Origin of the sequence: Chryseobacterium koreense CCUG 49689 (genome assembly GCF_001045435.1) — a bacterium.
Classification (GTDB): domain Bacteria; phylum Bacteroidota; class Bacteroidia; order Flavobacteriales; family Weeksellaceae; genus Kaistella; species Kaistella koreensis.
Genome location: NZ_LFNG01000004.1, coordinates 77,074 through 103,249, shown reverse-complemented (window position 1 = coordinate 103,249; position 26,176 = coordinate 77,074). Strand labels below are relative to the sequence as shown.

At 40.2% G+C, this 26,176-nt stretch carries 23 protein-coding genes; 11 read left to right on the top strand and 12 right to left on the bottom strand.

What is annotated here, in order from left to right; all coding sequences use genetic code 11:
- Positions 1-115: 115 nt before the first annotated feature.
- On the bottom strand, positions 116-952 hold the full coding sequence (locus ACM44_RS03285) for a GLPGLI family protein (RefSeq protein WP_048498804.1): 837 nt from the start codon (positions 950-952) through the stop codon (positions 116-118).
- Positions 953-1,103: 151 nt separating this feature from the next.
- On the opposite strand from ACM44_RS03285, the gene ACM44_RS03280 reads away from it, so the two are divergent.
- The 6 genes from ACM44_RS03280 (at position 1,104) to ACM44_RS03255 (ending at position 6,796) form a co-directional block, all read left to right on the top strand.
- Complete coding sequence (locus tag ACM44_RS03280) at positions 1,104-1,433, top strand: HesB/IscA family protein (RefSeq protein ID WP_048498681.1); 330 nt, start codon at positions 1,104-1,106, stop codon at positions 1,431-1,433.
- A gap of 56 nt (positions 1,434-1,489) precedes the next feature.
- Positions 1,490-2,938, top strand: coding sequence for a Fe-S cluster assembly protein SufB (gene sufB, locus ACM44_RS03275; RefSeq protein ID WP_048498680.1), 1,449 nt, complete (start codon positions 1,490-1,492; stop codon positions 2,936-2,938).
- Between the two features lie 127 nt (positions 2,939-3,065).
- On the top strand, positions 3,066-3,809 hold the full coding sequence (gene sufC / locus ACM44_RS03270; protein WP_048498679.1) for a Fe-S cluster assembly ATPase SufC: 744 nt from the start codon (positions 3,066-3,068) through the stop codon (positions 3,807-3,809).
- Positions 3,810-3,862: 53 nt separating this feature from the next.
- Complete coding sequence (locus ACM44_RS03265; protein WP_048498678.1) at positions 3,863-4,861, top strand: PDDEXK nuclease domain-containing protein; 999 nt, start codon at positions 3,863-3,865, stop codon at positions 4,859-4,861.
- Positions 4,862-4,867: 6 nt separating this feature from the next.
- A complete protein-coding gene (sufD, locus tag ACM44_RS03260) occupies positions 4,868-6,175 on the top strand; it encodes a Fe-S cluster assembly protein SufD (RefSeq protein WP_048498677.1) in 1,308 nt (435 codons plus the stop codon).
- Positions 6,176-6,286: 111 nt separating this feature from the next.
- On the top strand, positions 6,287-6,796 hold the full coding sequence (locus tag ACM44_RS03255; RefSeq protein ID WP_048498803.1) for a hypothetical protein: 510 nt from the start codon (positions 6,287-6,289) through the stop codon (positions 6,794-6,796).
- Between the two features lie 25 nt (positions 6,797-6,821).
- On the opposite strand, the gene scpA is transcribed toward ACM44_RS03255, so the two are convergent.
- Positions 6,822-8,939, bottom strand: a complete 2,118-nt coding sequence (scpA, locus tag ACM44_RS03250) for a methylmalonyl-CoA mutase (RefSeq protein ID WP_048498676.1) — start codon at positions 8,937-8,939, stop codon at positions 6,822-6,824.
- 94 nt (positions 8,940-9,033) lie between these two features.
- Between scpA and ACM44_RS03245 the strand changes: the two genes are divergently transcribed.
- A complete protein-coding gene (locus tag ACM44_RS03245; protein WP_048498675.1) occupies positions 9,034-11,583 on the top strand; it encodes a DUF5686 family protein in 2,550 nt (849 codons plus the stop codon).
- A 52-nt stretch (positions 11,584-11,635) separates the two neighbouring features.
- Here the strand turns inward: ACM44_RS03245 and prfA are convergent, their stop codons facing one another.
- The 3 genes from prfA to ACM44_RS03230 form a co-directional block, all read right to left on the bottom strand.
- Positions 11,636-12,721, bottom strand: a complete 1,086-nt coding sequence (gene prfA / locus ACM44_RS03240; protein WP_048498674.1) for a peptide chain release factor 1 — start codon at positions 12,719-12,721, stop codon at positions 11,636-11,638.
- A gap of 228 nt (positions 12,722-12,949) precedes the next feature.
- Entirely contained in the window at positions 12,950-13,231 is a 282-nt protein-coding gene (locus ACM44_RS03235; RefSeq protein WP_048498673.1) for a hypothetical protein, read from the bottom strand.
- Between the two features lie 114 nt (positions 13,232-13,345).
- A complete protein-coding gene (locus tag ACM44_RS03230; protein ID WP_048498672.1) occupies positions 13,346-14,953 on the bottom strand; it encodes a fumarate hydratase in 1,608 nt (535 codons plus the stop codon).
- A gap of 359 nt (positions 14,954-15,312) precedes the next feature.
- Here ACM44_RS03230 and ACM44_RS03225 point away from each other — a divergent pair, with 359 nt between their 5' ends.
- Together ACM44_RS03225 and fumC are read left to right on the top strand one after the other, a co-directional pair.
- A complete protein-coding gene (locus ACM44_RS03225; protein ID WP_048498671.1) occupies positions 15,313-16,467 on the top strand; it encodes an ATP-binding protein in 1,155 nt (384 codons plus the stop codon).
- 182 nt (positions 16,468-16,649) lie between these two features.
- A complete protein-coding gene (fumC, locus tag ACM44_RS03220; RefSeq protein ID WP_048498670.1) occupies positions 16,650-18,032 on the top strand; it encodes a class II fumarate hydratase in 1,383 nt (460 codons plus the stop codon).
- Positions 18,033-18,154: 122 nt separating this feature from the next.
- Here fumC and ACM44_RS03215 read toward each other — a convergent pair whose 3' ends face one another.
- The 7 genes from ACM44_RS03215 to ACM44_RS03185 all read right to left on the bottom strand — a co-directional run bounded on the left by ACM44_RS03215 (position 18,155) and on the right by ACM44_RS03185 (position 24,710).
- Positions 18,155-19,804: a DNA repair protein RecN gene (locus ACM44_RS03215; protein WP_048498669.1), complete on the bottom strand. Its 1,650-nt coding sequence runs from the start codon at positions 19,802-19,804 to the stop codon at positions 18,155-18,157.
- A gap of 169 nt (positions 19,805-19,973) precedes the next feature.
- Entirely contained in the window at positions 19,974-20,330 is a 357-nt protein-coding gene (locus ACM44_RS03210) for a four helix bundle protein (RefSeq protein ID WP_048498668.1), read from the bottom strand.
- A gap of 65 nt (positions 20,331-20,395) precedes the next feature.
- Complete coding sequence (porD, locus tag ACM44_RS03205) at positions 20,396-21,301, bottom strand: type IX secretion system protein PorD (protein WP_048498667.1); 906 nt, start codon at positions 21,299-21,301, stop codon at positions 20,396-20,398.
- A gap of 37 nt (positions 21,302-21,338) precedes the next feature.
- Entirely contained in the window at positions 21,339-22,544 is a 1,206-nt protein-coding gene (gene coaBC / locus ACM44_RS03200; protein ID WP_048498666.1) for a bifunctional phosphopantothenoylcysteine decarboxylase/phosphopantothenate--cysteine ligase CoaBC, read from the bottom strand.
- A 121-nt stretch (positions 22,545-22,665) separates the two neighbouring features.
- The gene (locus tag ACM44_RS03195) at positions 22,666-22,995 is read right to left on the bottom strand and encodes a DNA-directed RNA polymerase subunit omega (RefSeq protein WP_048498665.1); all 330 of its coding nucleotides are present in this window, start codon (positions 22,993-22,995) and stop codon (positions 22,666-22,668) included.
- A 61-nt stretch (positions 22,996-23,056) separates the two neighbouring features.
- Positions 23,057-23,989 (bottom strand): outer membrane protein assembly factor BamD, encoded by a 933-nt coding sequence (locus ACM44_RS03190; RefSeq protein WP_048498664.1) that lies wholly within the window; start codon positions 23,987-23,989, stop codon positions 23,057-23,059.
- A gap of 94 nt (positions 23,990-24,083) precedes the next feature.
- Positions 24,084-24,710 carry a TetR family transcriptional regulator gene (locus ACM44_RS03185; RefSeq protein ID WP_048498663.1) on the bottom strand — a complete coding sequence of 209 codons (627 nt, stop codon included), beginning with the start codon at positions 24,708-24,710 and terminating at the stop codon, positions 24,084-24,086.
- Positions 24,711-24,805: 95 nt separating this feature from the next.
- Between ACM44_RS03185 and ACM44_RS03180 the strand changes: the two genes are divergently transcribed.
- Positions 24,806-25,456: a TatD family hydrolase gene (locus ACM44_RS03180; RefSeq protein WP_048498662.1), complete on the top strand. Its 651-nt coding sequence runs from the start codon at positions 24,806-24,808 to the stop codon at positions 25,454-25,456.
- The gene (locus tag ACM44_RS03175) at positions 25,437-26,171 is read left to right on the top strand and encodes a tRNA threonylcarbamoyladenosine dehydratase (protein WP_048498661.1); all 735 of its coding nucleotides are present in this window, start codon (positions 25,437-25,439) and stop codon (positions 26,169-26,171) included. The genes ACM44_RS03180 and ACM44_RS03175 overlap by 20 nt, the downstream gene beginning before the upstream one ends.
- Positions 26,172-26,176 lie beyond the last annotated feature (5 nt).

The following is a 26,176-nucleotide window of genomic DNA, read 5'->3' as shown; positions in this document are numbered from 1 at the left end:
AAAATTGGTGTAGATAGACTTTAACCAAACTTTATCGCTTCTTAAAAAAACATTAAACCTACATTCAAATTAAAGTGCACAATTTTAGGCTTAGAACTTTTATTCACTAAAAAAATCATTTCAGCTCTATCGGATTATTGCTCTTTCTGATCTCTTCCTTTAATCGTTCCTCCATCTGTTTTCTCCTATTTGGATCTGGCGTTCTCATTCCGCCGCCACGTGTTTCTCCGCCAAACCCGCCTCTGCCGGTACTCATTTGCGCAGCAAAAAACGAGGCCGGATCTTTCCGGAATGCTTCGTTCTGCTTTTCGTAATCTTTCCTTTTTACTTTAATCACTGTTCCTCTGGAATCTGGATTTTGAATTTCAGTAATTTTTTTTGCTTCTTTTAAGTCAAAAGAATAATCACCGGCGGCATCTTCCACCTTTGCGATTAAACCCGGAAGTCCTGAGAATTTATAAGGACCGTCCTGAATCGGCATATCGGTAATAAACCACGCATACCATTTTCTTCCCGCAAATTCTGCTTCCGCTTTCTGTGTTTTGTAGTCTCCGATTTTTAAGGTTTCCGGGGTAATCTTCCAATCGATTGCGCGGTCTTCTTCATAGGAATACTGATCTCTGCCAATTCTAGATTTGAAGGTTTTCACACCGGTTTTAAGGTCTTTTTCAATGGTATAATCAATACTGGAACGCAAACTCTGCATTTGGTTTCTGTCGAAATTAAAACTTCCCGTTTGCCGCGCTCTGCTGAAAATGGAATCTCGTTTCATGGATTTTTCGGAATAGAAAACTGACTTTTGCCCGCTCACATCCAAATAGGCATTTTCCGTCCGCACGTCGTTGGGATTCGCAGAGTCAGGCTTCATGGTCACCTGATAGATAAATCGGTTGGCCTGCCCAAAGCAAAGCTGCGCAGAAAGTCCAAGTAAAAACAATACTAAGTTTTTCATATTTTTTTTAATATTTAAATTTTTGATGCCCAAATCTAGCAATAGTTAAAATAGGTTTTCCCATACGACCAAAATAAATGTGGGTGAACCACTTTGGTTTTCATTTTATTATTGTTAATTTTGCAATCTAAAATCATTCTAAATAAAAATAGTGATAAAAGTTAGCGATCAAGCAAAAGAAAAAGCAGCAATTTTAATGCGGGAAGACGGTTTCAATCCTGAAACCGACTTTATAAGAGTCGGCGTGAAAAGCGGCGGTTGCTCCGGTTTAGAATATGTTCTGAAATTCGATAACGAAAAAACCGATGCAGACCAAATCTTTGAAGACAATGGTGTGAAGATCATAGTCGATAAAAAATCAATTCTTTATCTGGCCGGAACTATTTTGGAATATTCCGGTGGATTAAATGGAAAAGGATTCATTTTCAACAACCCAAACGCAAACCGAACTTGCGGATGTGGTGAGAGTTTCTCGCTTTAAGAAAGTTTAGAAGAGAAATTTAAAATGTCGCCTTTGGGCGAATTAAGAAAGAAAAAATGGCTAAATATACCGAAGATGATTTAAGAGAAGATCTTAAAACAAAAGAATACGAAGCAGGTTTCTATACCGATATCGAATATGAGGAATTCCCGATCGGATTGAATGAGGAAATTATCAGAATGATTTCCGTCAGGAAAAACGAGCCCGAATGGATGACGGAATGGCGTTTGGAATCCTACAAAATCTGGCTGAAAATGGAAGAACCCAACTGGGCAAACGTGAAATATGAGAAACCCGACTTCCAATCAATCGCCTATTACGCCGCTCCGAAGAAAAAACCAGAATTGGCGAGTTTGGACGAAGTGGATCCGGAACTGCTGAAAACTTTCCAAAAACTGGGAATCAACATCGAGGAACAGAAAAGACTTTCCGGTGTTGCGGTAGATATCGTGTTGGACTCGGTTTCTGTGAAAACCACTTTCCAGGAAACCTTAAAAGAAAAGGGAATTATCTTCTGCCCGATTTCCGAGGCCATCCAAAAACACCCGGAACTGGTCAGAAAATACATCGGAAAAGTAGTTCCGAGAGGTGATAATTTCTACGCGGCATTAAACTCAGCCGTATTTTCAGACGGAAGCTTCTGCTACATTCCAAAAGGGGTGAAATGTCCAATGGAGCTCTCCACCTATTTCAGAATCAATCAATCCGGAAGCGGACAATTTGAAAGAACACTGCTCATAGCAGATGAAGGCAGCTATGTCTCTTACCTTGAAGGCTGCACCGCTCCTTCCCGGGATGAAAACCAGCTGCACGCAGCCGTCGTAGAATTAATAGCGATGGAAGGTGCCGAAATCAAATATTCCACCGTGCAAAACTGGTATCCAGGTGATGCTGAAGGAAAAGGCGGTGTTTTCAATTTCGTGACAAAAAGAGGATTGTGCGAGAAAAACGCCAAAATTTCCTGGACTCAGGTAGAAACAGGATCCGCAGTGACGTGGAAATATCCGAGCTGCATTTTGAAAGGAGATGGTTCCATTGGTGAATTTTACTCAATCGCGGTGACCAACCATTTTCAATATGCTGATACGGGAACCAAGATGATCCATATCGGAAAAAATACAAAATCCACGATTATTTCCAAAGGAATTTCCGCTGGAAAATCAAACAATTCCTACCGTGGTCTGGTCAAAGTGATGCCCACCGCAAAAGGAGCAAGAAACTTCTCCCAATGCGACTCTCTTTTGATGGGAAATGATTGCGGAGCGCACACTTTCCCATATATCGAAGTAAAAGAGCCCACTGCACAAATCGAGCACGAAGCAACGACCTCCAAAATTGGTGAAGACCAAATATTCTATTGCAATCAGAGAGGAATCAGCACAGAGCGGGCCATTGCACTAATCGTCAATGGATTCGGAAAAGAAGTTTTGAACAAACTTCCGATGGAGTTCGCAATAGAGGCACAGAAATTATTGGAAATCAGTTTAGAGGGAAGCGTTGGATAAAAAAGTGTTCCGAGTTCCAAGTTTCGAGTTCCAAGTTAAGGAATCTCGAGACTTGATTTTTTTAGAATTAAATAAATAGAGTTTTGCGGACTTAAAACCTGAAACTTGAAACCTGAAACATATAGAAATGTTAACAATAAAAAACCTACACGCCAAAATTCAAGACGGCGCAGAAATCCTGAAAGGAATAAATTTACAAATCAATCCCGGCGAAGTCCATGCGATTATGGGACCAAACGGAGCAGGAAAATCGACGCTTTCATCGGTCATCGCCGGTAAAGAAGAATATGAGGTAACAGATGGAGAAGTGAATTTCGAAGGCGAAAACATTGTGGAAGATGCTCCCGAAGACCGCGCCCACAAAGGAATTTTCATGTCCTTCCAATATCCGGTAGAGATTCCGGGAGTTTCGGTGACCAATTTTATCAAGGCGGCAATCAACGAGACCAGAAAAGCAAAAGGCGAAGAAGATATGGGCGCCAAAGAAATGCTCGGTCTGATCCGCGAAAACTCAGAAAAACTGGGCATCAAGAAAGATTTTCTTTCCCGCTCACTAAACGAAGGTTTTTCCGGAGGCGAGAAAAAAAGAAACGAAATCTTCCAAATGCTGATGCTTAATCCGAAACTGGCCATCCTCGATGAAACCGACTCCGGTTTAGATATCGACGCGCTCAGAATCGTGGCAGATGGGGTAAACTCTTTTAAAAACCAAGGGAACGCCGTTCTTCTCATCACGCACTATCAAAGACTTTTAGACTATATCCAACCAGATTTCGTTCATGTTTTGGCAGATGGAAAAATCATCAAAACCGGTGACAAAACCCTTGCTTTGGAACTGGAGGAGAAAGGGTACGATTGGTTGCTAAACTGATTTTAGTAAATCTCATTTGAAAATGTGGGACACTGTCTCACTTATTTATAGTTATGCTCCAAACCAATAATTATCAGGAACTTATACAGCAAATTGGCGTTTTGCTTTCTCAGGGAAGACAAAAGGCTGTGCAGTCTGTGAATACGATTCTGGTAAAAACTTATTGGGAAATCGGAAGATATATTGTTGAGTTTGAACAGAATGGAAGTGAGAGAGCAGAATATGGCTCAAAGTTATTTGAAAGAATTTCTAAAGACCTTTCACATTTATACGGAAAAGGATTTAGCCGTTCTAACATTCTGTATATGCGAAAGTTATATCTTTCTTTCCAAAAAAGTGAGACACTGTCTCACATATTGACGTGGAGTCATTATTTTGAAATTCTAAAAGCCGATTCCGATTTGGAAATAGGTTTTTATACCAAACAATGCGAACTGGAAAGGTGGAGTGTCCGTGAATTGAAACGTCAAATGAAAAGTCTTCTTTTCCAAAGAATTGCTTTAAGCAAAGACAAAGAAGGCATTCTAGAACTTTCGAAAAAAGGGCATCAAATTGGGAAACCGGAGGACTTAATTAAAGATCCCTTTGTTTTGGAATTCTTGAATATTCCAGAACATTTTCAGTGGCACGAAGACGATTTGGAGGAAGAAATTATTTCAAAGCTTCAAAACTTCATTATGGAAATGGGGAAAGGTTTCGCATTTATCGGGCGGCAATACCGAATGAGTATCGGTGGGAAGCACTTCCGTTTGGATTTGCTTTTTTATCATCGAATCCTGAAATGCTTTGTTCTGATCGACCTAAAAAAAGGTGAAATCACGCATGAAGATATCGGACAAATTAATCTCTATCTTAATTACTTCAAAAAAGAAGAAGCGACCGAAGGCGACAACGAACCTGTAGGAATCATTCTGGGAAATCACAAAAACGAAATCCTTGTAGAATATGCAACCGACAGCATCACCAACAAAATATTATTAAGTAAATATCAACTTTACCTTCCGAAGAAAGAAGATTTTCAGAACTTTTTGGAAGATAAACTGCTAAAATAGAATCTAATGGCTTTATTAGAAAACATACAACAAAACTTCACCGAATTTCTTTCCCGTCAAAAGAATTCTTCTTTGAACGAAGAAAGAAATGTGGCTTTGAAAAAATTCTTCCAACTCGGCTTCCCGACGAAGAAAGATGAAGAATACAGGTTCACCAACTTAAAGGAAGTTACCGAAAAGAATTATAATTTTTTCCCCGCGGAAGGAAATTCAATCTCCCAGGAAATGATTGACGAACTTCATTTTGGGGAGGAAGATTTCGATTGGGTCACTTTTATCAACGGAAAATATCATCCATCACTTTCAAAAATTACTTCTGAAATGGTGGAAATTGCACCTTTTGAAGAAGCAGAAAATCATCCGGAATTTCTAGAATACCTCAACAAAATTGCCGATAACGGACTTGCTTTTACGAATCTCAACCTCGCTTATGCGAACAACGGTCTGTTTGTGAAAGTCCCAAAAAATGCGGTGATCGAGAAACCGATCCATATTTTCTATCTTTCACAGGATCAGAAAGAAAATAGTTTCTATGCAATTAGAAATTTGCTAGTTGCGGAAGAAGGTTCCCACATCGAAATCATAGAAAGTCACCATAATTACGATGAATCCTTTGTTTTGACGAATACCGTGACCGAAATATACTCCGGTAAAAACGCGAAAACAGATTGGCATAAACTGCAAAATGACAGCGATTCCTCCTACATGATCGACCATACTTTTGCAAAACAAGAAAGAGACAGTTTAACGACGGTGAACACTTTCAGTTTTGGCGGGAAACTGGTCAGAAACAATCTGGATTTCATCCATAATGGACAGAATATCAATTCATTCATGAATGGAATCACGATGATTGGAAACGAACAATTGGTGGATCACCACACCGCAGTTCATCACAAAGAACCAAATTGCGAATCCTATCAAAATTACAAGGGAATCTACAAAGACCAGTCAAAAGGCGTTTTCAATGGGAAAGTTTTTGTGGACAAAATCGCACAGAAAACCAATGCCTATCAACAAAACAACAACGTTTTACTCAATGAAGGAGCCTCGATTGACACTAAACCACAATTGGAGATTTTTGCAGACGATGTGAAATGTTCGCACGGTTGCACTGTGGGTCAGCTCAATGATGACGCACTTTTCTATCTCAGAGCCCGCGGAATTTCCAAAAAAGAAGCACAGGCAATGCTGCTTTATGCATTTGCAAACGACGCGATGGAAAATATTGACATCGAGCCGCTCAAGGTAAAAATTTCTAAAATTTTAGCGGAAAAACTGGAAGTGGATTTGGCTTTTGAAGAGCTATTTTAATTTACGGAATTCTACGAACTAAATAACAATCATTTGCCACGAATGCACGGATATTTAATTGTGCAATCGTGGCATTTTTTGGGAATAAAGGAAAACAGTTATTTTTATAGCATGAATCTTGAAAATATCTCCGCCCATATCAACGCTTACAAATCCCACGATCAAATCCTCGACGCGGCGAATTTCCTCATCCGCAGTCTCGGTTTGGAGACCGAGAATTTCACAGGTTTCGGTTTTCGTCCGGAGCTGGAACCCAATAGGATGCTTCTGACTACCGAAGGTGAACTCGGTGGAAAGCAGATGGTGATGATTCCAAGGAACCTTTTCGATTTCGATTTGAATCTGGTGGCAAATATGGTTGCCCATGAAATGCTGCACGTGCGCCAAAAAGCACCCGAAACCTTGGTAGATGACAAAAACGAAAGGGAATTTCAGGCCTATTACGAAATGTTGTTCCACAAAGTATTCCCCAATATTCCTGATGTTTCGGATTTTCACAAGAAATTTTTCGGTGAGAAAGCATTGGAATATTACCGAAGAATGGGTGAAAATTCTGAGCTGCAAAAGAAATATGCGGCGCAAAAAACGGAGGTTGAAAACTTACTTGCTAAGTGTTGTTAGCGCTTCTAGCGCTAACAACGCTCCATCAACCTAAAAATCTCTCCAAAATCTCACAAGCAGACTGCGGCAGATTAGTTCCCGGACCAAAAATAAAATCTGCTCCATTTGCAAAAAGGAAATCGTAATCCTGCTGTGGAATTACGCCACCAACCACGATCGTAATATCATCCGCACCGAGTTTTTTCAGTTCCGTCACCACTTGTGGAACCAGGGTTTTGTGTCCTGCAGCCAAAGAGGAGACCCCCAAAATATGGATGTCGTTTTCCACCGCCTGTTTGGCGACTTCTTCCGGAGTTTGGAAAAGTGGCGCCACGTCCACATCAAATCCCATATCGGCAAATGCTGTTGCCACCACTTTTGCACCGCGGTCATGTCCGTCCTGCCCCATTTTTGCGACCATGATCCTCGGTCGTCTTCCTTCATGGTCCTCAAATTTTTGGGTTAAAGAAACCGCTTTTTGGAAATACTTATTTTTATCTGCATTCATTGCATATACTCCTTGGATTGTTCTGATATTTGCTTTATATCTGCCGAAACTTTCTTCCATCGCATCGCTCATTTCACCCAAAGTCACTCTTCTTCTTGCAGCTTCGATGCAGATTTCCAAAAGATTCCCGGTTCCGGTTTTTGCTGCTGCCCTCAATCTATTTAGAATTTCAGCAACTTTTTCCGGATTTCTAGCGGCTTTGATTTGGTTTAACCTTTCGATCTGTTTTCTTCGGACTTCGGAATTGTCGATATCCAAAATCTCCAATTCCATTTGCTTAAGATTTGATTTAAAGGAATTTACCCCGATAATGAATTCTTCGCCACTATCGATTTTCGCTTGTTTTTTTGCTGCGGCTTCCTCGATCCGCATTTTTGGAATTCCCGCTTCGATCGCCTTGGTCATTCCGCCTTCCTGTTCCACCTCATCGATGAATTCCATGGCTTCATCAATCATTTGCTGGGTAAGTGTTTCCACCAGATGACTTCCTCCCATCGGATCTACCACATCGCAAATTCCACTTTCCTGCTGTAAGATGATTTGGGTATTTCTTGCAATTTTTGCGGAATAATCGGTTGGTAAAGCAATCGCCTCATCTAATGCATTGGTGTGCAGAGACTGTGTTCCACCCAAAGCTGAAGACAGCGCTTCAATCGCGGTTCGGGTAATGTTGTTAAATGGTTCCTGCTCCGTCAAAGACCAACCGGAAGTTTGCGAATGGGTCCTTAAAGCCAAAGATTTCTGGTTTTTAGGATTGAATTGCGTCAACAGATCCGCCCAGATAAAGCGAGCGGCCCTCATTTTTGCAATCTCCATGAAATGGTTCATTCCGATCGCCCAGAAAAACGACAGTCTCGGCGCAAAATCGTCAATGTTCAGTCCGGCTTTGATTCCGGTTCTCACGTATTCCAAACCATCGGCTAAAGTATATGCCATTTCCAAAACAGGTGTTGCGCCCGCTTCCTGCATGTGGTAACCGGAAATTGAAATGGAGTTGAATTTTGGGATATTTTTCGAGGTATATTCAAAAATATCCGCAATGATTTTCATGGAAGGTGTAGGCGGATAAATGTAAGTATTCCGAACCATGAACTCCTTCAAAATATCGTTTTGAATGGTTCCTGAAAGTTTTTCCTGGGAAACTCCCTGTTCTTCCGCAGCCACGATGTAGAATGACAAAATCGGCAAAACTGCGCCGTTCATCGTCATGGAAACTGAAATTTCATCCAAAGGAATTTCGTTGAACAAAATCTTCATGTCCTCCACAGAATCAATGGCAACACCTGCTTTTCCTACATCTCCTACTACTCTTGAATGATCGGAATCGTAACCGCGATGGGTCGCCAAATCGAATGCCACGGAAAGTCCTTTTTGGCCCGCCGCCAAATTTCGTCGATAAAAGGCATTGGATTCTTCAGCAGTTGAAAATCCTGCATACTGACGGATTGTCCAGGGTTTTTGGACATACATGGTGGAATAGGGACCTCTCAAATAGGGTGCGATTCCGGCGGAATATTCCTGATCTGTAATGGTTTGTGAATCTAGTGCTGAGTACGAAGTCTTCATTTCAAGTCCGTCCTTCTCAAAAAAATAGGGAAGCTGACCTTCGATATCGATATTGAAATCTGGGGCTTGATTTTGGATTTTTTGGCGCATCAATTGGATATTTATAGCAAGTAAAGTTACGAAAATTTAAAAAAGCATAAATTGTTTAAACCAATTTTTGTAAGTTTGCTTACTGCCGAACCAAATGATAAGCATCTCTACTAAACGATTTTTACCGACGATTTTTCTGCTATTTTCTGCAGGTTTGTTCGCGCAGCAAAAAACACTAAAGGGGAAAGTCATCAATGCGCAAAACGGCGAAGCGATGGCTTTTGTGCCCGTTTACACTGTTGATTCAAAGGGTGACAAGAAATCCACCACTACGGATTTCGATGGTTTCTATGAAATTCTGTATGAAAGCAAACCCGATTCTTTAGTGGTGAAATTCGACGAGTTTTTGCCTAAAAGTATTTTCCTTCAAGAGGGTTTTGCAGACGAATTGAATTTGAGTATTACGCCCATTGACCCCAAAAAAAGTAAACCCAAAACGAAAAATATTGAAGGAATCCTTATCAAAAGAAAGAAAAAATACGCAAATCCTGCTTGGGAAATCCTGGAAAAAGTGGTTGCCAACAAACCGAAAAATAATCCCGATAAGCTAGAATTTTATTCCTACGAAAATTACAGCCGAATGGAAATCTCGATGAGTAACTTCGGGAAAAAGTTAGAAAAAAGAAAGGTTTTCAAAGACATTCGCGGAATTATGGATGCCACAAAAGATGTTTCCGGTGAGGACGGAAAACCGGTGATGCCCATTTTCATCTCGGAAAACTTATCGGATTACTACTTTAGAAAAAATCCGCACAATACTGCGGAATTCATCAAAAAAACAAAGGTGGAGGGAATCGGAATCGAGGACGGAAGCATGTTTTCACAACTTTTGACTTCCACTTTCATTAAATATAATTTTTACCAAAACTATATCCGGATTCTGGGGAAGGATTTTCTTTCACCGGTAAATGACAATTTCAAACTGCTTTATGATTACGATTTGGTTGACCGAAACGTGCAGATCGACAATCTGGGATACTACCGAATCAACTTTAAGCCAAAAAGAGAATCTGATCTGGCTTTTGAGGGGACAATGCTCATAGCGCACGGGGATTACGCGCTGTACAGAACTGACGCAAAGGTGATGCCCAGTGCGAATTTAAACTTTATCAATAATCTGAGGATTCAGCAGGAAATGAATTATCTGCCGGATGCTGAAAGCTGGTTTCCTGCGAAGACAAGGGTCATTGTGGAAACCGCGAAACCCGGCAAGGAAAGCGTGGGAATTTTTCTGAAATATTACTCTTCCGCAAAAGATATTGAAGTTAATAAACCAATCGAAGATTCCAAATTCAACAAGGAAATGGTGGTGCTGGACGATGCCTCCGAAAAGGACGAAGCATTCTGGAACAAAAGCCGCCACGATTCGCTGACCACCGCCGAAAAGAAAATGTACGGAATGATCGCGCAGGCGAAAAACCTTCCGTCGGTGAGAACTTATCTGGACATCATCGATTTAATCACAAATGGCTACTACAAAGCTGGAAAAGTGAGTTTCGGGCCCTATCTGTACACGATTGGCTACAATGATTATGAAGGACTTCGACTGCGGGCAGGTTTCAGGACCAACCAGGATTTTAGCAAGAAATGGATTTTGGGCGGCTACCTGAGTTACGGCTTCAAAGATCAAGATTTTAAATATGGCGCAAACGTGGACTATATTTTTTCACGGGAACCTTGGACTCAAGCAGGAATCAGCTATTTTCACGATTTGGGACAGGTTGCCTTTATGTATGAAGATTACTCGATGCGCAGGAACAATATTTTCGATTCCTTCACCAAAAATGGAAAAATGAGGTTGCGACGACCTTTTTGGCAAGATAATTACCAAGCCTATTTTCAGACCGATGTTTTGAAGACTTTGACCGAGAAAATCACTTTCAAGCATTTTAATTTCGACCCTCTTTTTCCTTTTTCATTTTCTGAAGACGGGAATGCAGAAATCCAAAATTTCAAAACTACCGAAATCATTGCCGAAACCATTTGGCGTCCCGGGAGAAGAATTCTTCAGACCCGCAACAACAAACAGTTGAACTTAAAGGACAATGTGTATAATCCAACCGTGACTTTCCGCTATACCAGAGGAATCAAGGGAATTTTCGGAAGCGATTTTGATTACAATAAATTCAGTTTAAATATTCAGCAAATTATTCCAATGGGGATTTTGGGTAGAGGTGAATATTCCTTGACCGGAGGAATTATTCCGGACAAAGTTCCTTATCCTTTGCTGGAAAACCATTTGGGAAACTCGTTTTTGTTCTACAATAAATATGCTTTCAATACGATGCATTTTTTCGAATTTGTGAGCAATAAATATGCGTCAATGCAATACACCCAAAACCTGGAAGGTTTATTGACCAACAGTATTCCACTCATTAAAAAGCTGAACTGGCGAAACCACGTTACTTTCAACTATCTGATTGGCGAGCTTAATCCGGATTTTGTGCAAGGAATGGGTTCGGACCATTTCGTGCAACGCAGCTTGAACAATCAGCCATTTATGGAAGTGGGTTATGGGATTTCAAATATTTTCCGCTTCGTACGAATTGACTTTATTCATCGGTTGAGCCATCTGGAAACCGTTACAAATCATGAACCGCCCCCGAAATTTAGGATGAAGTTTTCGGTACAAATCAGGCTATAAAAAAAGAACCGCCAAGAAAGCAGTTCAATTTTATATTCCTAAAATCCTAATCTTAATAGTTTTCCTCCTCGCCTTTCATTTTCTCGGCATTTTCTGCCATGATTACGGCATCGAACATTTCCTGCATATCTCCATTCATGTAGGCATCCAGGTTATAGATCGACTTGTTGATTCGGTGATCGGTCACTCTTCCCTGCGGATAATTGTAGGTTTTGATTTTTGCCGAACGGTCCCCTGTGGAAACCATAGATTTTCTTTGAGCGGCGACATCTCCCTGAACTTTTTGAAGTTCGATATCGTATAATTTTGTTCTAAGCATTTCCATGGCCAATTCACGGTTTGCCAACTGAGAACGCGCCTGCTGACAAACCACCACCAATCCAGAAGGTTTGTGAGTGAGCTGGACTTTTGTTTCCACCTTGTTCACGTTTTGTCCACCAGCTCCTCCGGAACGCGAAGTCTGCATTTCGATATCTGCGGGATTTAGCTCAAAATCTACTTCTTCAGCTTCCGGCAAAACCGCAACGGTAATTGCAGAAGTGTGGACCCTTCCCTGTGATTCGGTTTCCGGAACCCGCTGCACGCGGTGAACACCGGATTCGAATTTCATAATTCCATAAACTCCGTCTCCTTCCACCTTTAAAATCAATTCTTTATAACCTTTCGAAGCTTCATTGGAATCTGTGATTTCGTGTTTCCAGCCTTTCGATTTAAAGTACATGGCATAAGCTCGGTACACATCTTCCACAAAAATTGCGGCTTCATCACCGCCGGTTCCTGCACGAAGTTCCACGATCACGTTTTTATCGTCTGCCGGATCTTTCGGGATTAAAAGGATTTTCAACTCCTCTTCCAATCCGGGAATTTTCTCGATGGCCTCGTTCTTTTCAATTTTGGCGAGCTCCACAAAATCTTTGTCGGAACCGTCTGCGATAATTTCATCTGATTCCTCTATGGTGTTCAAAGCCTGTTTGTATTGGTCAAAAACAGCCACAATTTTCCCAAGATCGCTATATTCCTTATTTAATGAGGAATACCTTTTCTGGTCAGAGATGACGTCGGGTTGAATAATCAAATCGGCAACCTCGTTGTAACGCTGCTTGATGGCTTCTAATTTTGGAATAAGTGACTTTGACATTTCCTTGGAATTTGTGGGTGCAAAGGTAGGAAAAAACAGACAAATAACTTGTTTGCTGATAAGTGGAAACCCGTCTTTATCGGAATTATAATTCAGACTCCGGTAATTTGTTTTAAAGCTAAAGTGAAAAAAAAATCAGCTTCTGAAATTCAGAAACTGATTTTAAATATATTGTTTTGCTTTGTGACCACATTTCCCGGAAATTAGGCGGGAATGCAGTGACATCAACTAGTGATGACCGTGATCGGTATGCAGGAAAGGACCATTTCCTTTCGGGTTGCTGAAAATAATTTCTGCTCCCTGTTCTGGCAAAGTTTTTCTTCTCACATCTTCTGGATCAAATGGTTTTGTTTTCCCGAAGTATTCCATTAATCCGGATGTCAGCCAAAGTGGGATGATGAATCCAAAAAACATGAAGATACACCAGAATCCGATAAGGAACATGATGACGAAATAAACGGTCCAAAGAAATTGGTAAAACGGCCAGAATGATGATAGAATCGTTAGCATTTATTCAGATTTTAGGCAAAAGTATGACAATTTTCCTTTCAAGCAAAAGTTTTGAAGTGGATTTTTCTAATTTAAAATGATTTTAAACTTTCCTGTTTTTCAAACCTAGAATGTTTAGTGGGAGATACTCGCAAAAAAGTCATTCCCTTTATCATCGGTGATGATGAATGCAGGGAAATCTTTCACTTCAATTTTTCTCACCGCTTCCATTCCCAGTTCTTCAAAATCAACCACTTCTACCGATTTGATGTTTTCTTTGGCCAAAATTGCAGCAGGTCCGCCAATGGAACCAAGGTAGAAACCGCCGTGTTTTTTGCAGGCATCGGTCACGTCTTTGCTGCGGTTTCCTTTGGCAAGCATCACCATACTTCCGCCATGGCTTTGAAATTCGTCCACATACACATCCATTCTTCCGGCAGTAGTTGGCCCGAAACTTCCTGAAGGCATTCCTTCCGGGGTTTTTGCAGGTCCGGCGTAATAAATCGGGTGGTTTTTAAAATATTCCGGCATCGGTTTTCCGGCATCTAAAAGCTCTTTGATTTTGGCGTGGGCGATATCTCTCGCTACAATCAGCGTTCCGTTCAGTTTCAGGCGGGTCTTGATTGGATATTTTGAAAGTTCGGCAAGGATTTCCGGCATCGGTTTATTCAAATCGATTTCTACGGCTTTTTCCAGGTGAGGTGGAGTTTCGGGTAAAAATCTTGCTGGATTGGTTTCCAGTTGCTCCAAGAAAATTCCATCTTTGGTGATTTTCGCCTTAATATTTCGATCCGCGGAACACGAAACGCCCATTCCAACGGGACAACTCGCTGCATGTCTTGGCAAACGGATCACCCGAACATCGTGTGTTAGATATTTTCCGCCGAACTGTGCTCCGATAGCGGATTCCTGGCAAATTTTCTGGATCTTTTTCTCCCATTCCAAATCCCGGAAAGCGCGTCCGGTTTCATCGCCCGTTGTGGGCAGGTTGTCGTAATATTTTGCGGATGCTTTTTTCACGGCAGCCATTGTAGCTTCTGCAGAAGTTCCGCCGATGACCAAAGCCAAGTGATACGGTGGACAAGCCGCAGTTCCCAAATCAAGGATGGAAGTTTTGATCCATTCCGTTAAAGATTTTTCATTGAGTAACGATTTTGTCTTTTGGTAAAGGAAGGTTTTATTGGCGGAACCGCCGCCTTTCGTTAAGAATAAAAACTCGTAGGAATCTCCTTTCTTAGCATAAATATCAATCTGCGCCGGAAGGTTGGAACCCGAATTTTTTTCATCAAACATTGTTAAAGGAACGACTTGGGAATATCTTAAATTCTTATTATGAAATGTATTGTAAATTCCCTGGCTTAAATGTTCGGCGTCATCAACTCCGGTGTAAACATTTTCTCCTTTTTTGGCAACGCAGATTGCTGTTCCCGTATCCTGGCAGGAAGGAAGCGCGCCTTCTACCGCAACTGCGGCATTCTGCAAAAGGTTGTACGCCACAAAACGGTCGTTATCGGTTGCTTCAGGATCTTCAATGATATTTCTTAAACTCTGCAAATGTGCCGAACGAAGCATGAAGGAAACGTCTTCCATCGCTTTTTCGGCCAATAGTTCCAAACCTTTAGGATCTACGGTGAGGATTTCCCGGTCGCCGAGTTGTTCAATTTTTATGTAATCTGAAGTGAGTTTTTTGTACTGGGTATCGTCTTTCTGGATCTGGAAAGGTTCCGCGTAATTGAATGCCATTTTTATTAGAAATTTTGAAGGGTAAAATTACGGAAAATACGCCTATTTCCTGCCACAAATACACGAAATATTTTATTTAGCCAAAGCAACAAGAGATATTTTCTTTAACACCCAAGTCACCTGAGATTTCTGACTTTTGCTGATTTAAGAATAAAAAGTTTTTTCATCAAAATAAAAAATGGATTGCAAGAACTAAAGAATTAGAATTGCAGGATTCTTTTACTAATCCTGGAAGGATTGCGGTATGCAGATTGAAAATAAATTCTATGTAAATTGAAGAAATATTTTATGCAAATTGAAAATATTTTTTATGTAAATTGAAAATTTTATTTTATATTTGTATTGAAATACAATATATTATGTCGATTTTGAGACAACTTGTAAAAATCATAAATCAATATCTAAAACTCTATCCGATTATTGCCATTAACGGACCAAGACAATCGGGGAAAACAACGATGCTGAAAAACAGCTTTTCCGAGTTTGAATATGTGAATCTTGAAAATCCCGACATCAGAACCGTTGCAGAAAGCGACCCCAATTCTTTTCTGGAGAAATATTCCGGCAATGTGATTTTTGATGAAGTGCAAAGGGTTCCGAAACTCTTTTCTTTTCTACAAACAAAGGTGGATGAAGACCAAATAATGGGGCAATATATTTTGTCCGGTTCGCAGAACTTCCACTTATTAGAGAATATTACCCAGAGTTTGGCGGGAAGAGTGGCGATGTTTCAATTGTTTCCGTTTGATCTTGAGGAACTTTCTGCGGCAGATTTACTTCCTGAAAATTTTGAAGCGCTGATTCCACATGGTTTTTATCCTGCGATTTTCGACCGTAAAATTCCGTCGTCATCCTACTACAAAAATTATATTGAAACTTATATTCAAAGGGACTTAAGTCAATTGCTGAACATTCATGATCTTACAAATTTCCGAAGGTTTCTTAGGCTTTGCGCGGCGAGAACGGGACAGATTCTGAATATTTCGGATTTGGCAAAAGACTGCGGAATTTCCGCGCCAACCGCCAAATCTTGGCTGTCGATTCTGGAGGCGAGTTTCATTGTTTTCCGGCTGGAACCCTATTTCGAGAATTTTAACAAGCGAATAATCAAAAGTCCGAAACTGTACTTTTGCGATACCGGTCTGCTCTGCTATCTGCTGAACATCAACAGTGCAGAAAAACTTACCCAAAACCGCCTGTTCGGAAATATCTATGAAAACTATGCTGTTGCAGAATTGCACAAACTTAATGCCCACCGCTACGAAATGAAGAACTTCTGGTATTGGCGCGACAGCAACGGCAACGAAATCGATCTGATTATGGAAGGAAACGGCAGTTTTGATATCGCCGAAATAAAATCGACCAAAACCATCAGTGAAAAGCTGCTGAAAGGACTTCACTATTTCGCCAAGATCTATCCCGAAAAAATCGACCGGAAACTGTTGATTTATGGAGGCGAAGAATCTTATAAAGTAAAAGAAATTGAAATTCAGGGATGGAAAGATTTCTCTTGAGCAAGATTGCAAAATCCTATAAACAAAGACATTACGCGAGAGATTCACCAATGTGGATTGAAAAAAAATTCTATGTAGATTGAAGAAATTTTTTATGTAAATTGGAAATTCTTCAGTAGAAAAATCAGAATTAACATCAGATTAAATCAGAATTCATTAACTTTATAAAAAATCACAAAGCAATGAACTACCGAACAGAACACGACACTATGGGAGAAGTGCAGGTTCCTGCAGATCAGTTTTGGGGCGCACAAACCGAGCGATCAAGAAACAATTTCAAAATCGGTCCCGAAGCAAGCATGCCGCATGAAATCATTGAAGCATTTGCAATTCTGAAAAAAGCAGCCGTATTTGCCAATGCCGATTTGGGCGTTTTGCCTTCCGTGAAAAGAGATATGATCGCCAAAGTTTGCGAAGAAATCCTTCAAGGTAAACTCAACGGCCAGTTTCCGCTCGTGATTTGGCAAACCGGAAGCGGAACCCAAAGCAATATGAACATGAACGAGGTGATTTCCAACAAAGCACATGTGAACAACGGCGGAAAACTGGGCGAAAAATCAGAAATCCACCCCAATGACGACGTGAACAAATCCCAAAGTTCCAATGACACTTTCCCGACCGCGATGCACATCGCAGCCTACAAAAAAGTAGTGGAACACACGATTCCCGCAGTGGAAAAATTAAGAGACACCCTCCATGAAAAATCACGAAAATTTCAGAATATCGTCAAAATCGGGAGAACACATTTAATGGATGCGACACCTCTGACTTTAGGTCAGGAGTTTTCAGGCTATGTTGCTCAACTAAATTTTTCGGTGAAGGCGATAAAGAATACTTTACCTCATCTTTCAGAACTTGCTTTGGGTGGAACCGCAGTCGGAACAGGATTAAACACCCCAAAAGGTTACGACATGAAAGTTGCGGAATACATCGCAAAATTCACCGGACTTCCTTTCGTTACAGCCCAAAACAAATTCGAAGCACTCGCAGCACATGATGCGATTGTGGAAACGCACGGCGCACTGAAACAACTGGCGGTTTCACTCTACAAAATCGCGCAGGATATCCGTCTCCTCGCTTCCGGACCCAGAAGTGGAATCGGCGAAATCTTTATTCCTGAAAATGAACCCGGCTCTTCGATCATGCCCGGAAAAGTAAACCCTACCCAAAATGAAGCACTGACGATGGTTTGTGCGCAGGTTTTAGGAAACGACACCACCATTTCTTTTGCCGGAACTCAGGGAAATTATGAGCTGAATGTCTTTAAACCCGTAATGGCTTACAATTTTTTGCAGTCCGCCCAACTTTTGGGGGATGCCTGTATTTCGTTTAATGACCACTGCGCCATCGGAATTGAAGCCAATGAACCTAGAATCAAAGAATTGGTGGATCAATCTCTGATGCTGGTCACCGCTTTAAACACGCACATCGGTTATGAAAACGCAGCGAAAATTGCAAAAACCGCCCATAAAAACGGAACAACCTTGAAGGAGGAAGCGGTTAAACTCGGTTTGCTCACTGCCGAACAGTTTGACGAATGGGTGAAACCGGAGGATATGGTTTAATCTATTTTAAAGCGGGTTTGTTTTTGTAGTAGGTGAGTAAGAGCAATTGGAGAATTGGGATGAACGATGAATACCATCAAATTATGGCAATGGCGGTATTAGTTTCAATCACCCCGACCAAATCACTTCATCAACTCTTCTGCCTGCTTCAGCGCGGCATCGGTGATTTTGGAGCCTGAAAGAAGCTGCGCGATCTCTTCGAGCTTTTCTTTATGATTTAAAGGAATAATGGTAGATTGTGTTCTTCCGGAAACATCTTCTTTCAGAACTTTGTAGTTATTGTCGCCTTTTGCAGCAACTTGAGCGAGATGGGTGATGACGATGAGCTGCATGTCTTTAGCCATTTCCTGCATCACATTTCCCATTTCCTGGGCCACTTTTCCTGAAACGCCGGTGTCGATTTCGTCCAGGATTAAAGTTGGAAGTTCCGCATTTTCGGCCATCAACTTTTTGATGGAAAGCATTACTCTTGACCTTTCTCCACCAGAAATCGCAGTTTGAATAGGCTTTAACGGAAATCCAGAATTCGCTTGAAATAAAAGTTGGATCTGCTCTTTTCCAAAATCGTTGAACACCGCCGTATCGGAAAGTTCCACTTCAATTTTTGCTTTTTCGAGGCCGAGTTGCTTTAATAAGGTCTCGGTTTTTTTGATGAAAATTGGAATCGATTTCTTTCTGTTTTTTGAAAGCTCGGCAGCATCTCTTTCTAAAAGTTTTTCCGAATCTGAAATCTTTTTTTCAATCTCTGAAATGTAATGCTCCAACTCTGCAAAACCACTTTGCTCACCGGAAAGTTGGTCGCGAATTTCTTTCAATTCACTGATTGATTTTGCTTGATGCTTCAAAAATAATGAATTGATTCTATTCAATTTCGCGTTCAACTCAAACAGGACTTCCGGGTTGGTTTCAATTTTTTCGGATTCGTTTTGAAGTTCGAAAATAATGTCCTTAAACTCCAGGAAATTTTCTTCTAATCTTTGATTCAGCAAAGAAAACTCATGTGAAAGTGAAGCAACTTTCGACAGTTTGCTTTTTATTTCGTTAAAAGAATCGAGCATTCCAATTTCTTCCCGATCGAGTTTGGCAAAAATCTGCGAAAGGTTTTCGGTAATCGCTTCGGCATTTTCATTTTTGTTGATGGAATTCTGCAAATCCTCCAGATCAACTTCATCCAGATTGGCTTCCAGAAGTTCATTCAGCAAAAAAGATTTGTAATCGCTTTCTTTGTTCCCCTCCGAAAGTTGTTTTTTTAAATCTCTCAAATCTTTCTGAAGCTTCTTGTATTCGGCAAATTCCTTTTGATAATCAAGAATTAACTTCTTATTGGCCGAAAGTCCGTCGATAATTTTGAACTGGTATTCTTCCTCAAATAAGTGAGAAGATTCAAACTGCGAATGAATATCGATAAGCTGTGACGAGAGGTTTTTGAGCGTATCCAGCGTTGTAGGAACGTCATTCACAAATGCTCTGGATTTCCCGGTCGGAAGAATTTCTCTTCGAATGACCGTGTGTTTTTCAAAATCCAAATCATTTTCTTCAAAGAAATTTTTAAAACCATCATTCAGATGGAATTCGGCTTCAACGATACTTTTAGTTTCAGAATTCTGGATGAATTTCGAGTCGGCTCTTTCGCCCAAAATCAATCGCAAAGCGCCAAGAATAATGGATTTTCCCGCACCCGTTTCTCCGGTAATTACCTGTAAACCTTTGTTTAAAGTAATTTCAAGGGAATCGATTAGCGCAAAATTTTGAATGAAAATCCTGGAAAGCATTTTTTGAAGTACGAATTACGAGATTAATGCTGTAAAAATACGAAATACGAAATTAGAAATACGATAATAATGTAGCAAAAATCGGAAATACAAAATTAGAAAAACCGAACCTGTCCGCCTACCGCTACGTGCAAATTATGAAAATAGTTTTGAAACTGGAACTGTGGAATTACTTCAAATTTCTTTTTTTTAATATCATTGAAACTACTATGGAAAGAATTTCATTTCCTTCATTCCAAAGTGCTTTGATTTTTTCAGCTTCATTGGGTAATTTTATTTGGAGTATTTCTAAGAAAAACAGACATTCATCACATTCTTCCTCAACAATTTTTAGTTTGTTAATGTAATCACTGGTGGATTTTGTCCTGGAAACAACACGAAAATTAGCACCGACCGAAAGCGCAGCTCTTCCTAATTGATTATGAATAATGTTGAAAGTCCTGTCACTAGGTAATTTTTCAATTAAACTGAGGGCATCAAGGCTGAATTCTTTGGTTCTAAGCTTCAAATCAAATGGCTTCTCCATAAATATTGTCTTTTTGATTAAAAACTAATACTTCGTAATTCAAATTTCGTACTTCGTACTTCTGACTATTTCCATTTATTCCATTTGCTATCGATATCTTTCGGAGCAAACGTGACGAACAATGCCTTCAGGTCAGACATATTTACACCGGCATTATTTCCGTTGTTGAAAATATCGAAGATTTCCTGTTTTTTGGTGTCGATGAAAAGATTGATTGGGTAATTCATCTGGAAGCTGTTTTCGTAGGTTTTCAGCTGCATCAAAGCATCGAAAATAATTCGTTTTGCTGATGACTGGTCCTGCTTCCCGAGATTGTCTAATCCCGCTCTGTGATAAGTATAATAAAGGTTTCGCAATGTTGCCTGCTCAGGTTTCATCAAATTGTCGATCAACGCTCCGCGAGTTTTAGTGCCTTCCATCACAGACCAACCCGCGAAATTTTGATTTTGGGAATTGTTGGAGATTTTAAGTGCTTTTTCGAAATATTCTTGTCCGCCACGAACCTTAAAGCTATCGCCATCATAACCCAAAATCGTGTACACATAAAAACTGATGACATCAATCAAATTCTTCCCGGAAAATTGCCTTTCGTTGAAAACCAGATTTTCATTTTCGGTGTATTCAAAGGAAAAATTGGTATCATTGATATTGATTAGCGGACTTTCATAGGTCGTTCCAAACACGGGACGAACCGCCTGCACCACAATGCTTCCCTTGAAACCATTGCTCCCGCTTCTTTCGCTGATAACGATTGCAAAATTGCATTTGATCTTCTCGAAGTTCTGCATCTTTTTTCCTGACCAACTGGTATTGTTGATGAAATCCCGGAGACTTTTTTCGAGCGTTCTGAAAACTTGAGTATTACTTCCGGCAATTTGTTGCGAGTTGATTTGCACAGTTGCCAAAAGTTCCTGAGAAAAACTGGCGTTAAAGGTGAAAACAAGGATGAATATGGTGAGGATTTTCTTCATTTTTAACTTAAAATTTGAGAACGGAAATTTAGCAATATTATTTCAGAATCTGGCTTTCCATGAAATTTAAAATGTCTTTGGCCACCTCATTTTTGGACTTTAAAGGAAATTCTGAATTTTTATTCTTGGTGAGGATCTTGATCTTATTGGTGTCATTCCTAAAACCTGCGCCTTCATCACGAAGTGAATTCAGCACGATCATGTCCAAGTTTTTCTTGACCAGTTTTGATTTTGCGTTTTCGTCCTCATTTTCGGTTTCCAAGGCGAATCCGACCAAAAACTGTTTCGCCTTCCTTTCACCCATCGTTTTTAGGATATCCGGATTTTTGATCAGTTCAATGGTCAGCGAATTTTCAACTTTTTTGATTTTTTCTTTGGCCGCTTCCTTTGGCGCATAATCTGCGACTGCGGCACTTGCAATCGCGATGTCCACCTTTTCATAATACTTAAAAACCTCATCAAACATCTCTTTTGCTGAAGTCACTTTATGGATTTCAATGTTGGAGTCTTCGATTTTTTGAGAAGTCGGGCCAGAAATCAGAATCACTTTGGCCCCTCTTTTTGAGGCTTCTGCAGCCAAAGCAAAACCCATTTTCCCAGATGAATGGTTCCCGATAAACCGCACCGGGTCGATCGCTTCGTAGGTGGGTCCAGCTGTGATCAGAACTGTTTTTCCTTCAAGTGTTTTGCGATGCTTATTTGAACTAAAAAATGTCTCAATATGATTTAAAATGGTTTCCGGTTCTGCCATTCTTCCCTGTCCGACGAGTCCACTTGCGAGTTCGCCCGTTTCTGCAGGAATGATGAAATGGCCGAAATCTTCGGCTAGCTCCAAATTCTGTTTCGTGGATGGATGTTGATACATATCCAAATCCATCGCAGGTGCGATCAACACTGGACATTTTGCAGACATATAGGTCGCCAAAACCAAATTGTCGCACAGTCCGTGAACCATTTTTGCCAAAGTATTTGCAGTGCAAGGCGCCATTAGGATCAAGTCTGCCCAAAGTGCCAATTCCACATGATTATTCCAGGTTCCGTTTTCGGAATAAAAATCTGAAAAAACCGGTTTCTTCGAAAGTGTGGAAAGCGTCAATTTAGAGATGAAATCTGTTGCAGAAGGCGTCATGAGGACTTGAACTTCTGCTCCTTTTTTAATCAGATCCCTGATCAGGAAATTGATTTTGTATGCAGCGATTCCACCGGAAATGCAGATGATGATTCTTTTTCCCTGAAGTGTCATTGGATGATTTTTTAGGCGAAACGAATTTACTTAAATTTTTAGAAATGCCCGAATTCCGCAGCAACGAAAAAGTCCCAGAAAGTATTCCTGAGACTTTTTTAATAATTAAGAAAATAAATAATTAATTTTCTGATTCAGCATTTGTGTTTCTGAAATAGATTTCGTCATCAAGCCATTCCTGAATAGCGATCGATGTAGGTTTTGGAAGTTTTTCGTAATGTTTTGAAATCTCGATTTGCTCTCTGTTTTCAAAAACCTCTTCCAACGTAGAATTGTGAACTGCAAATTCGTCCAGTTTATTATGAAGCTCAGCACGGATCTCTGCATTGATCTGCTCCGCTCTTTTACCCATAATCACAATGGCTTCATAGATTGAATCCACTTTTTCTTCGATTTTGTCTCGGTCATAAGTGATGGTGGTTAATTCGGCTTTAGAATCTTTTACGCTCATTTTCAGTTCTTTGTTAAGTTTTGAGTGTGCAAATATACACTTTATTTTTTTGGTAAGAAAGTTACGGGCGAGTCAGTTTCAGGCTGTCTGCTTTTAATTTCTCCGCAATTTCCTTTTCCTTCTCATAATGCTGTTTCAATTCGGCCTCTTTCTGTTTTTCCAGGAGTTCCTGTTTTCTGGCCTCCACTTTTTTCTCCAAGACCAAGAAGTTTTCTTTTTCCTTTAGAAGCTTTGCTTGCAAATCGGCAGCCGTTTTTGCGTTTTCAGAATTTGGAACTTCTCTTTCAACCTGCTTCGTAAAAGCCAATGCGCTCTCTATACGGTCTTTTTTCAGGTCATACACGGAATTCACTGCAAGCTCGTATTTTGACTTCAAAATGAAATCATAAATTTTGGGTCTCAATTTCGTGCTCGGAAAATCTTCCAAAACATTTTCCAGCGCTACGCTTGCCGCTCTGTAATCAGCCATTTTGTAGTACTGACGTGCATTTTCATAAGCTTTAAATTCGAGTTTGTAGCTCAGCTCGTCAATCAGTTCATTGATGTTTTTGCTCCTTTCAGAATTCGGATAGGTATTGATAAAGTTTTGCAGCTCATTGATTGCGGAGTTCGTGCTGGTTTGATCCAGGTTATAATCCATGGATCCTTGGTAATAGCACAGTGCAGACATGTAGGCTGCTTCTTCCACTCGGCTGTCTTGTGGGAAAGTCACCGAAAAATTTTTGAACTGATGTCCTGCCAATTTGTAGTTTTTGTCATAGTAATTGGCATACGCAGAATTGTAAACCACGTTTGGAGCATCATCTGTTCCGGCTACTAGGTTTGAAAGCCTTTCATAAAGCGTAATCGCATCCCGCCACTTCTTCTTTTCGAATTTTTCATTGGCCACCTTCAGGATGAAGTCTTTATCAGCACTTTTCATCGCTTTGTCTTGAAGCGATTGACAACCGGAAAACAGGAATATAGACAGTAGAACAAACAGTATCTTTTTCATAAATCGGTAAAAGCAGAGCAATCTCTGCGGTTCAGTTTGCAAAAATATAATTTTTTTGCCAATCCGCCTTTATTTATGATTATTTAACTAAATATTAATGAGGCTGAAATCCAAGCACAGAAAAAACCGTTACCAAAAGATTTGCAAGTACTTTCTTCTCTGCTTCCTCCAGATAATTTTCGTCTTTTCCGGCAACGTAGTGGCTGAAAAAATTCTTATTTCTAATGACAAACAGAGAAGTCCCGATAATGGTGGACAAAAGATCTTCCGGCTTTGGCGCGTTGGAGAAAACTCCGCTTGCAATTCCCTTTTTAATCACCTCTTCCATTTTAGTAGCAAAGGTGGTATAAAACTCCATCATGTCCTGCTTCAAACTGTCGTCATGGCGCATCTCCTGTGTGACGAAACCATGAAAGTAATTGAACTTAAACAATTGGCTCACGACATATTTCACCAGTTCCTTCATCTGCATCTCCGGCTTGCCATCCCGAATAACTTCTGCAAACTCGGCAAAACTTTCCCTCGTTTTTTGGATTCGGTAGCGGTAGAGATACGCCATCATCTTTTCTTTAGAGCCAAAATAATAAGAAATCATGGCTACATTGATTTTCGCCTGGTTGGAAATATCTCGCACGGAAGTCCCATCAAAACCTTTCTTTGCAATGAGCTTTTCCGCTACATCCAAGATATGCATCTGTTTTTCTGTAAATTTCCTTTTCATCGCTGCTCTTATTTTTTGATAAAGTTAAGAAATAATTAACAGATTTTAAAACGAATGTTTAATTATTTTCAATTTCGAATTAATTATTTTTGAAGATGAATTTTTTCGATTTTCATCATCATCAACCAGAAAATAAATTTGGAATCTACAATCTGAGGTTTGGCGAAGCCGTTCCAGATCATTTCTTTTCCGCGGGTATTCATCCCGATTCAATTTCAGAGAATATAGAAGAACAGTTTTCTTGGCTTAATGAAATCTCTAAACAGAAAAACTGCGTCGCCATCGGAGAATGTGGGTTGGACGGGCTAATTGATGTGGAAGAAAAATTACAGGAATCTGTTTTTGAAAGACAAATCGCAATTGCCAACGCAATCGGAAAACCGATCATTATTCATTGTGTGAAAAGATTTTCGCAGCTGATCCATTTCAAGAAAAAATCAAAAGTCCCAATGATTGTGCACGGTTTCAACAAGCGAAAAACAATAGGCGATGATCTGCTTCAGCACGATTTTTTCCTGAGTTTTGGAAAATCTGTTTTGCATAACGTAAATTTGCAGGATTTTCTGAAGGATTTCCCGATTGAAAAAATTTTCCTAGAAACTGATTCTGCTGATTTTGAACTGAAAGATTTGTATGAAAAAGTGGCCGAATTGAAAAACTTGAATTTGCAAGAATTTAGACTGAAAATCACCGAAAACCTTCGCTTTTTAAATATTATTGCCGAAAATGAAGAAAAACTGGCTTGAAAGAACCGAACTGCTGATTAAAGAAAACAATCTTGAAAAACTCCGAAACTCCAATGTTTTGGTCGTTGGTTTAGGCGGAGTTGGATCTTTTGCGGCAGAATTTTTGGCTAGAGCCGGAATTGGAAAAATGACTATTGTTGATGGTGATGCGGTAGATTTGTCCAATATCAATCGACAGCTTCCGGCACTTCATTCCACAGTGGGAAAACTGAAAACCGAAATCATGTCCGATCGACTGCTGGACATCAATCCGGATTTGGAACTTCAAAAACTGGACGAATTCCTGAACCCGGAAAACATGGAGGAAATTCTGAATTCGCAAAAATTCGATTATGTTCTAGACTGCATTGACAGTGTTTCGCCAAAAATAGCTTTAATCAAAGCCGCCAGGAGAAAAAAAATCAAAATCGTAAGCTGCATGGGAGCCGGCGGAAAAATCGATCCGTCTAAAGTGATGGTTCGAGACATCAGTAAAACGCATAATTGCTTTTTGGCAAAACAGGTGAGAAAGCGGCTGAAGAAAGAAGGGATCAATAAGGGTTTCCGCTGTGTTTTTTCCAATGAAATCCAAAATGAAGAAAGCTTGAAAATGACGGACGGAAGTAATTTCAAGAAGTCTTTTTATGGCACAATCAGCTATATTCCGGCTGTCTTCGGATTATACGCGGCTGCAGAAGTGGTAAACTATTTAATCAGTAAATTACAAGAAAAATAACCGTT

Bases quoted from the DNA above. Each gene is read 5' to 3' on its own strand.
- ACM44_RS03285 (WP_048498804.1), bottom strand. From the start codon at position 952: ATGAAAAACTTAGTATTGTTTTTACTTGGACTTTCTGCGCAGCTTTGC.
- sufB (WP_048498680.1), top strand. From the start codon at position 1,490: ATGGCTAAATATACCGAAGATGATTTAAGAGAAGATCTTAAAACAAAA.
- sufC (WP_048498679.1), top strand. From the start codon at position 3,066: ATGTTAACAATAAAAAACCTACACGCCAAAATTCAAGACGGCGCAGAA.
- ACM44_RS03265 (WP_048498678.1), top strand. From the start codon at position 3,863: ATGCTCCAAACCAATAATTATCAGGAACTTATACAGCAAATTGGCGTT.
- sufD (WP_048498677.1), top strand. From the start codon at position 4,868: ATGGCTTTATTAGAAAACATACAACAAAACTTCACCGAATTTCTTTCC.
- ACM44_RS03255 (WP_048498803.1), top strand. From the start codon at position 6,287: ATGAATCTTGAAAATATCTCCGCCCATATCAACGCTTACAAATCCCAC.
- scpA (WP_048498676.1), bottom strand. From the start codon at position 8,939: ATGCGCCAAAAAATCCAAAATCAAGCCCCAGATTTCAATATCGATATC.
- ACM44_RS03245 (WP_048498675.1), top strand. From the start codon at position 9,034: ATGATAAGCATCTCTACTAAACGATTTTTACCGACGATTTTTCTGCTA.
- prfA (WP_048498674.1), bottom strand. From the start codon at position 12,721: ATGTCAAAGTCACTTATTCCAAAATTAGAAGCCATCAAGCAGCGTTAC.
- ACM44_RS03235 (WP_048498673.1), bottom strand. From the start codon at position 13,231: ATGCTAACGATTCTATCATCATTCTGGCCGTTTTACCAATTTCTTTGG.
- ACM44_RS03230 (WP_048498672.1), bottom strand. From the start codon at position 14,953: ATGGCATTCAATTACGCGGAACCTTTCCAGATCCAGAAAGACGATACC.
- ACM44_RS03225 (WP_048498671.1), top strand. From the start codon at position 15,313: ATGTCGATTTTGAGACAACTTGTAAAAATCATAAATCAATATCTAAAA.
- fumC (WP_048498670.1), top strand. From the start codon at position 16,650: ATGAACTACCGAACAGAACACGACACTATGGGAGAAGTGCAGGTTCCT.
- ACM44_RS03215 (WP_048498669.1), bottom strand. From the start codon at position 19,804: ATGCTTTCCAGGATTTTCATTCAAAATTTTGCGCTAATCGATTCCCTT.
- ACM44_RS03210 (WP_048498668.1), bottom strand. From the start codon at position 20,330: ATGGAGAAGCCATTTGATTTGAAGCTTAGAACCAAAGAATTCAGCCTT.
- porD (WP_048498667.1), bottom strand. From the start codon at position 21,301: ATGAAGAAAATCCTCACCATATTCATCCTTGTTTTCACCTTTAACGCC.
- coaBC (WP_048498666.1), bottom strand. From the start codon at position 22,544: ATGACACTTCAGGGAAAAAGAATCATCATCTGCATTTCCGGTGGAATC.
- ACM44_RS03195 (WP_048498665.1), bottom strand. From the start codon at position 22,995: ATGAGCGTAAAAGATTCTAAAGCCGAATTAACCACCATCACTTATGAC.
- ACM44_RS03190 (WP_048498664.1), bottom strand. From the start codon at position 23,989: ATGAAAAAGATACTGTTTGTTCTACTGTCTATATTCCTGTTTTCCGGT.
- ACM44_RS03185 (WP_048498663.1), bottom strand. From the start codon at position 24,710: ATGAAAAGGAAATTTACAGAAAAACAGATGCATATCTTGGATGTAGCG.
- ACM44_RS03180 (WP_048498662.1), top strand. From the start codon at position 24,806: ATGAATTTTTTCGATTTTCATCATCATCAACCAGAAAATAAATTTGGA.
- ACM44_RS03175 (WP_048498661.1), top strand. From the start codon at position 25,437: ATGAAGAAAAACTGGCTTGAAAGAACCGAACTGCTGATTAAAGAAAAC.